7 protein-coding genes are annotated in these 7,687 nt (G+C 74.2%); all 7 read right to left on the reverse strand.

The window, feature by feature from the left end; all coding sequences use genetic code 11:
* Nucleotides 1-25 precede the first annotated feature (25 nt).
* A complete protein-coding gene (locus DZF91_RS17260; protein WP_117358481.1) occupies nt 26-847 on the reverse strand; it encodes an FAS1-like dehydratase domain-containing protein in 822 nt (273 codons plus the stop codon).
* A complete protein-coding gene (locus DZF91_RS17265; RefSeq protein WP_117358482.1) occupies nt 844-1,989 on the reverse strand; it encodes a CoA transferase in 1,146 nt (381 codons plus the stop codon). Before DZF91_RS17265 ends, DZF91_RS17260 begins: the two co-directional genes overlap by 4 nt.
* A 142-nt stretch (nt 1,990-2,131) precedes the next feature.
* A complete protein-coding gene (locus DZF91_RS17270) occupies nt 2,132-3,286 on the reverse strand; it encodes an acetyl-CoA C-acetyltransferase (RefSeq protein WP_117358483.1) in 1,155 nt (384 codons plus the stop codon).
* Between the two features lie 19 nt (nt 3,287-3,305).
* Nucleotides 3,306-3,923: a TetR/AcrR family transcriptional regulator gene (locus DZF91_RS17275; protein ID WP_117358484.1), complete on the reverse strand. Its 618-nt coding sequence runs from the start codon at nt 3,921-3,923 to the stop codon at nt 3,306-3,308.
* A gap of 14 nt (nt 3,924-3,937) precedes the next feature.
* Nucleotides 3,938-4,768, reverse strand: a complete 831-nt coding sequence (locus DZF91_RS17280; RefSeq protein WP_117358485.1) for an SDR family oxidoreductase — start codon at nt 4,766-4,768, stop codon at nt 3,938-3,940.
* On the reverse strand, nt 4,765-5,946 hold the full coding sequence (locus tag DZF91_RS17285; protein ID WP_117358486.1) for an acyl-CoA dehydrogenase family protein: 1,182 nt from the start codon (nt 5,944-5,946) through the stop codon (nt 4,765-4,767). Before DZF91_RS17285 ends, DZF91_RS17280 begins: the two co-directional genes overlap by 4 nt.
* A gap of 144 nt (nt 5,947-6,090) precedes the next feature.
* Nucleotides 6,091-7,687 (reverse strand): PP2C family protein-serine/threonine phosphatase (locus DZF91_RS17290; protein WP_117358487.1); only part of this gene is annotated, 1,597 nt, incomplete at its 5' end.

A 7,687-nucleotide genomic window follows, 5' to 3' on the forward strand; every position in this document is an offset into this window, starting at 1 on the left:
AGTGTCCGCTTACGTCGCTGACACCCTACGAGAAGGTCGCGGTCAGCGCGGACACCGGCCCGGAGGCGTACGCCGCCGCGATCACCGCCAGCTCGCCGTCCGGGTGCCCGACCACCGCGACCGGCTGCCCGGCGTACACCGGACGCCGCGCCCGGAAGGAGAACTCGGTCACCTTGTGGCCCGCCAGGCGGGGCAGCTCCAGCAGCATGATCGCCAGCAGCGGCGCGTGCACGACCAGCCCGGCATGGCCCTCGACGTTGGTCGCGTAGTCCTCGTCGTAGTGGATGCGGTGCGCGTTGTAGGTCAGCGCGCTGAACCGGAACAGCAGCACCGGGTCGGCGGTGAAGGTCGTCCGCCAGGGCGTGCGGCGCAGCACCGGCTCCTTGTAGGACGGCTCGGGCGGCGCGGAGTCCGGCGCGCCGCACCGGTACATCAGGTCCTGCTCCTCGACGGCGATCTTCTGCCCGTCGCGCAGGAACGTCTGCCGGACGGTCACGAACAGCAGCTCGCCGGTGCGCCCCTGCTTGATCTCGGCGGCGACCATCTCGTCCCGCCGCGTCACGGTGTCGCCGACGCGCAGCGGCTCGCGCTGCAGGAACCGGCCCCCGGCGAACATCCGGCGGCGGTTGGGGATCGGCGGCAGGAAGCGTCCCTCGGCGGGGTGCCCGTCCGGGCCGAGCACCGCCTGCGGGGGCCGCTCCAGGAAGTACAGCCACTGCCACAGCGGGGGCAGCTCGTCGCCGTCGAACGGCGCGCCGAGCAGGCCCGCCAGCCCGTGGGCGGGACCGGGCTGGAGGATCTCGGTGGTCTCCTGCGGTTCGGGGCTCCAGCCCTGGATGTCGATCACGCAACGACTCCCTTCGCGCGTAGGTCGGCGGGGTCCAGGCCGAGACCGGAGACGATCTCGTCGGTGTGCTCGCCGAGCCGCGGCGCGGGCACGGCCCGCCGCTCGGCGCCGGTGTCCAGCGGTGACGCGGGCGCGCGGATGCGGCCCACGCCCGGCTGGTCGATCTCGTCCATGAGCGCGCTCGCGGCCAGGTCCAGGTCGGTGAAGCGCCGGTAGGGGGCCCACAGCACCGAGCGGCCCTCCAGCGCCCGCCCGACCTCGGCCAGCGTGCGCGCGGCGAACCAGGGGGCCAGCAGCGCGGCGAGCGCCTCGCGGTGCCGGTAGCGGTCGCCGTCCACGGAGAAGTCGGCGTGCAGCAGGCGCGCGAGCTCGGTGACCGTGCCGGCCATGCCGGTGGCCTCGCACAGGTCGTTGAAGTGCCGCCGAGTCAGCGCGACCACCATCACCCGGTCGCCGTCGCCGAGCGCGAAGTCGCGGCCGAACCCGCCGTACAGGTGGTTGCCGACGCGCTCGCGCTCGACGCCCAGTTGCGCCTCGGCGAGCAGCCCCAGGTTGCCCGCGGTCGCCAGCGCGACGTCGTACAGCGGAAGCCGGAGGTGCGCGCCCTCACCCGTCCGCGAGCGGCGGCGCTCGGCCGCCAGCAGCCCGACCGCCGCGTACAGCCCGCACGCCACGTCCCAGGCCGGCAGCACGTGCGCGACGGGCGCGGCATGGTCGACAGGGCCGGTGACCAGCGGAAACCCGATCTCGGCGTTCACCGTGTAGTCCACGGCCGGGGCACCGCCCGGTTTGCCCTCGACCTGGAGGAGGATCAGGTCCGGACGCGCCTCGCGCAGCTCCTCGTACGACGGCCATCCGCCGACGGCGTTGGTCAGGACGATCCCCGCCTCGGCCGCCAGCCGCGCCACCACCTCGCGCCCCTCGGCGGACCGCGGGTCCACGGTGACCGAGCGCTTGCCCTTGTTCATCCCCGTCCAGAGCAGGCTCGTCCCGGACGGCGCGAGCGGCCAGCGCGCGGTGTCGGCCGCGCCGCCGAGCGGATCGATCCGGACCACGTCCGCGCCGAGCTGGGCCAGGGTCATGCCGCCGAGCGGCGCGGCGACGAAGCTCGACATCTCGACGATCCGCAGACCTTCGAGCATGGGCGTCCTCCATGGGGGGCTCCGCCCGAGTATGCCTGAGACGCCGGAGTCCACGAGCCACCCACCCGCGTGCGCTCACACCCGCCCCAGGTCACACCCGTCCACGGCCGGCACGCGGGCGTCACAGGCCGGCGCGCGGGCGTCACAGGCGTTCGAGGATCGTCACGTTCGCCTGGCCGCCGCCCTCGCACATCGTCTGCAGGCCGTACCGTCCGCCCGTCCGCTCCAGCTCGTGCAGCAGCGTCGTCATCAGCCGCGCCCCGGTCGCGCCGAGCGGGTGGCCGAGCGCGATCGCGCCGCCGTTCGGGTTCACCCGCGCCGGGTCGGCGCCGGTCTCGCGCAGCCAGGCCAGCACCACCGACGCGAACGCCTCGTTGATCTCCACGACGTCCATCTGGTCGATCCGCATGCCGCTCCTCTTCAGCGCGTACGCGGTCGCGGGGATCGGCGCGGACAGCATCCGGATCGGGTCCTCGCCGCGCGCCGACAGGTGGTGGATCCGGGCGCGCGGCGTCAGCCCGTGGTCGCGGACGGCCCGCTCGGACGCGACGAGCAGCGCGGCGGCGCCGTCGGAGATCTGCGAGGCCAGCGCGGCGGTGAGGCGTCCCCCGTCCACCAGCGTCCGCAGCCCGGCCATCTTCTCCCGGGACGTGTCGCGGCGCGGCCCCTCGTCGGCCGCCACGCCCTCGACCGGCGCGATCTCGCGCGCGAACCGTCCCTCGTCGACCGCGCGGATCGCCTTCTGGTGGGACGCGTACGCGTACTCCTCCATCTCCTCGCGCGACAGGTCCCAGTCGCGCGCGATCCGCTCGGCGCCGGCGAACTGCGACACCTCGCCGTCCCCGTACCGGCGCACCCAGCCCCGCGACCCCACGAACGGGCCGCGGTCGAAGCCCAGCGGCTCGGCGGCCGTCATCGCGTACGCCATCGGGACCTGCGACATGCTCTGCACACCGCCCGCCACCACCAGGTCGGACGTCCCCGCGAGCACCGCCTGCGCCGCGAAGTGGACCGCCTGCTGGGACGAGCCGCACTGCCGGTCCACGGTGACGCCGGGCACCTCCTCGGGCAGCCCGGCGGCCAGCCACGCCGTCCGCGCGATGTCCCCGGCCTGCGGGCCGACGGTGTCCACGCAGCCGAACACCACGTCCTCCACCGCGGCCGGATCGATCCCCGACCGCTCGACCAGCGCGGTCAGCACGTGCGCGCCGAGGTCGGCGGGGTGCACGGCGGCCAGTCCGCCGCCGCGCCGCCCGACCGGGGCGCGGACGGCTTCGACCAGGTATGCCTCGGCCATCGGGGGGTCTCCTCTTCGGTCAGGTCGCCTGGATGCCCTCCAGCACCATGGCGAGGTACTGCTTGGCGATGTCCTCGGCGGACAGGCGTCCGCCGCGCTGGTACCAGTTCGCCGCCACCCACACGGTGTCGCGGATGAACCGGTACACCAGCCCGCGGTCCAGGTCGGCGCGGAACGCGCCCTCGGCGACGCCGCGCTCCAGCAGCTCGGTCCACATCCGCTCGAAGCGGCGGTGCGAGTCGAGCAGGTAGCCGAAGCGCTCGCTGGTCGCCAGGTGCTTGGACTCGTTCTGGTAGACCACCACGGCCGGACGGTGCCGGTCGATCGACCGGAACGACTCCACGACCAGCGCCTCCAGCGTCTCGCGGGCGCCGAGCCCGGCGGCGAGCACGCGGTCGTAGGCGGCCCACATCTCGTCCAGGAAGGTCGAGAGGATCTCGTCGGCCATCGACTCCTTGGAGTCGAAGTGGTAGTACAGGCTGCCGCCGAGGATCCCGGCGGCGTCGGCGACCTGCCGGATCGTCGTCGCGGCGTACCCCTGCGAGGCGAACACCTCGGCGGCCGTGGCGAGCAGCTCGGCCCGGCGCTCCGCGCGCGCCGCGGCGGTTCCCTCGGCGTCGCGCCGTCGTGGACTCATCGTGTGTCGTGTTCCTAAGGATGCTGGGAGGAGACGGAGACGACCTCGCCCGTCATGTAGGACGAATAGTCGCCAGCCAGGAAGACGATAACGTTCGCCACCTCCCACGGCTCCGCGTAGCGGCCGAACGCCTCCCGCGCGGTCAGCTCGTCCAGAAGCTCCTGTGACGTCACCTTGACCAGGTGCGGATGCATCGCCAGCGACGGCGACACCGCGTTGACCCGGACACCGAACTCGGCCGCCTCCAGCGCCGCGCACCGCGTCAGCGCCATCACCCCCGCCTTGGCCGCCGCGTAGTGCGACTGCCCCTTCTGCGCCCGCCAGCCGATCACCGACGCGTTGTTGACGATGACGCCCGAACCCTGGCCGCGCATGTGGCGCAGGGCGGCGCGGGTGCAGCGCATGGTGCCGGTGAGGGTGATGTCCAGGACGCGCGTCCACTGCTCGTCGTCCATGTCGACCAGGTTCGCGGTGCCGCCGAGCCCCGCGTTGTTGACGGCGACGTCGACGCGTCCGAACCGCTCGACGGCGGACGCGTACAGCGCCTGCACCTGCGTCTCGTCGGTGACGTCGCACGGCCGCGCGGCGACACGGTCGTCCCCGAACTCCTTGGCCAGCTCCTCGTGGCTGCGCGCGAGCCGGCGCTCGTGCGCGTCGGAGACGAAGACCCGCGCGCCCTCCTCCAGGCAGCGGCGCGCGGTCGCCCCGCCGATGCCCGCACCGGCCGCGGCGGTGATGACGACGGCGCGGTCCGTCAGCAGGCCGTGCCCGGGGACGTACGACGGAGCGGTGGACGGAGTGCGCGGCGGCGTGGGTGGCGGCGTGGGTGGCGGGATGGGGGTCATGGACGGGCCTCCCGGGGCAGTCCGAGCACCCGCTCGGAGATGATGTTGCGCTGGATCTCGTTCGACCCGGCGTAGATCGTGTCCGAGCGCGAGAACAGGAACAGCCGCTGCCAGTCGTTCAGGTCGTAGGGCTCGCCGTCCGCGACCAGGCCGGCGGCGCCGAGCACGTCCATCGCCAGCTCGCCCAGCTCGCGGTGCCAGGTCCCCCACACCAGCTTGGAGATGGACGACTCGGGGCCGGGCGCGCCGGACGCCACGCCCGCCATCGTCCGCACCGCGTTCAGCCGCATGACCTCCAGGCCCATCCACGACCTCGTGAGCCGGTCGCGCAGCAGCGGGTCGTCCACCGCGCCGGTGCGGCGCGCCAGGTCGATCACGCCCTCCAGCTCGCGCCGGAACCCGACCTGCTGCCCGAGCGTCGCGACGCCGCGCTCGAACCCCAGCGTCGCCATCGCGATCCTCCAGCCCTCGCCGGGCGCGCCGACGATGTTCGCCGCGTCGGTGCGCGCGCCGTCGAAGAACACCTCGTTGAACTCCGACGTCCCGGTCGGCTGGACGATCGGCCGCACGTCCACGCCGTCCTGCCGCATCGGGACGAGCAGGTACGACAGGCCGTGGTGCCGCGACGACCCCGGCTCGGTGCGGCACACCGCGAAGCACCAGTCGGCCTCCACGGCCAGCGACGTCCACACCTTCTGCCCGTCGATCCGCCACTCGCCGCCGTCCAGGACCGCGCGCGTCTGGACGTTCGCCAGGTCCGAACCGGCGTCCGGTTCGGAGTACCCCTGGCACCACAGCTCCTCCACCGCGACGATCGGCGGGAGGAACCGGGCGCGCTGCTCGTCGGTGCCGAACGCGATGACCGTCGGGCCGAGCAGGTTCTCGCCGATGTGGTTGACCCGCGCGGGGGCGTCCGCGAGCGCGTACTCCTCGTGGAAGATGACCTGCTGCTCCAGGCTCGCGCCGCGCCCGCCGAACCCCTTCGGCCAGCCCACGCACGTCCAGCCCGCGCGGGCCATGTGCCGCTCCCAGGCGAGCCGCTCCTCGTGCGCCTCGTGCTCGCGGCCGGGACCGCCCAGGCCGCGCGCGTGCGCGAAGTCCCCGGACAGGTGCGTCTCGAGCCAGTCGCGGACCTCGGCTCGGAAGGCCCGGTCCTCGGGGGTCTCGTTCCGGTTCACGCCCCGGACTCTACCAAACGGTTGTTAGAAAGAATCGCCGCGCCGGCCCCCGGTCGCCGGAGAACGGGACACCAGGCGCGAGGCTGCGACGGCTCAGGCGCCAGCCCGGGAGCGGGAGCGGGTCACGCGCCGGCCGGGGACGGGTCAGGTGACGCGGAAGGCGAACAGCGTGGTGTCGTCGGCCGACCGGTCGTGCTCGATCCGCGCCAGCACCCGGTCCAGAACGGCGTCCGGATCGGTGTCCGAGCACTCGCAGAGGATGTCGCAGAGCCGCCCGATGCCGTCCTCCAGGTCGGCGTCGCGGCGCTCGACCAGCCCGTCGGTGTAGAAGAGCACCAGGTCACCGGGCTCCAGCAGCGTCGTGTTCGTCGCGTAGTCGTAGTCCTCGGCGGCGCCGAGCAGCGGGTCGGCCTCCCACGCCAGCGGCGCGGCCTTGCCGTCCCGCAGCAGCACGGGCGGCGGATGCCCCGCGCTCGCCCACTCCAGGAACCGCGACTGCGGCTCGAAGTGCGCCACCACGGCCGTCCCGGTCGCGGCGGGCTCCAGGTCGCTCACCAGGTCGTTCAGCCAGCCCAGGAGCCGTCCCGGGGAACGCCCCGTGTAGGCCATGCCGAGCAGCCCGTTGCGCATGCGCGCCATCGCCGCGGCGGCCGGCAGCCCGTGCCCCGCCGCGTCCCCGACGGCCATCAGCGCCCGGCCGTCGGCCAGCGACCGCGTCGCGAACCAGTCGCCGCCGATCCGCGCCTCGCTCTCGGCGGCCAGCGACCGCACCGCCACCGTGACGCCCGGCAGCCTGCGGACCCCGCCGGCCTCCGGCTCGGGCAGGATCGCGCGCCGCAGCGTCGCCGCGACCCGCCGCTCCTGCGCCGTCAGCGCCTGCTGCCGCAGTATCTCCCGGCGGGTCCGGGCCAGCGCCCGCTCCACGCCCCGGCGGCGCGTGATGTCCTGCGAGACGAGGTTGATCGTCACCGGACGGCCCGACGCGTCCAGCACCGGCTCGGCGAACACCCACAGGTGCCGCTGCCGGCCGCTCGGCAGCACCACCCGGTGCTCCACCTCGACCGGCTCCCGGCGTGCGAACAGCGTCCGCAGGCCCTCGGAGATCAGTTCCCGGTCCTCGGCGTGGATCACCTCGGCGAGCTCGTCCGGCACCAGCGTCCCGTCGGCCGCGTCCAGTCCGTAGTTCGCCGCCATCTGCGGCGATCCGGTGATCCGCCCGGTCGCCAGGTCCCACTCGCCGAACCCGATCGCGACCAGGCGCTCGGCGCGCTCCAGCCGCCACCGCATCCGGTCCTCGCCGCGCAGGTAGCGCCAGGACACCACCACGCCGGTCTCGACCCGCACGCACCGCACGGTCATCCGGGACGCGCGCGCCACACCGTCCCGTGCGGACGAGTACAGGAACGGTCCGCGCGCGAACGGCTCCCCGGTCTCCAGAACCCTTACATACGCCGCGAAAAGCCCTGAGAGGGCCGCTCCGGGCTCCGTACGCAGCAGCCGCCGCCCGATCAGCTCGTCCGGCGCGCGCTCGAAGAGATCGTCGACCGAGGGGTTCACGCCCGCGTACAGGAAGTCCACGACGCGTCCGTCGGCGTCCCGCACCGGCACCAGGTGCGCCGCGGACGTCAGCGACGCCCCCAGCACGGCCCGCGCGCCCGGGTCGTCCGGCAGCCCGGCCAGCGCGACGGCGTCCTGCGCCGTGTCCGCCGCAGCGACGCGCCGCAGCAGCTCCTCGGCGACC

Source organism: Actinomadura logoneensis, assembly GCF_003428695.1.
Taxonomy (GTDB): Bacteria; Actinomycetota; Actinomycetes; order Streptosporangiales; family Streptosporangiaceae; genus Spirillospora; species Spirillospora logoneensis.

Excerpts from the sequence above, each read along its gene's own strand:
- DZF91_RS17265 (WP_117358482.1), bottom strand. The coding sequence starts at position 1,989 with ATGCTCGAAGGTCTGCGGATCGTCGAGATGTCGAGCTTCGTCGCCGCG.
- DZF91_RS17270 (WP_117358483.1), bottom strand. The coding sequence starts at position 3,286 with ATGGCCGAGGCATACCTGGTCGAAGCCGTCCGCGCCCCGGTCGGGCGG.
- DZF91_RS17275 (WP_117358484.1), bottom strand. The coding sequence starts at position 3,923 with ATGAGTCCACGACGGCGCGACGCCGAGGGAACCGCCGCGGCGCGCGCG.
- DZF91_RS17280 (WP_117358485.1), bottom strand. The coding sequence starts at position 4,768 with ATGACCCCCATCCCGCCACCCACGCCGCCACCCACGCCGCCGCGCACT.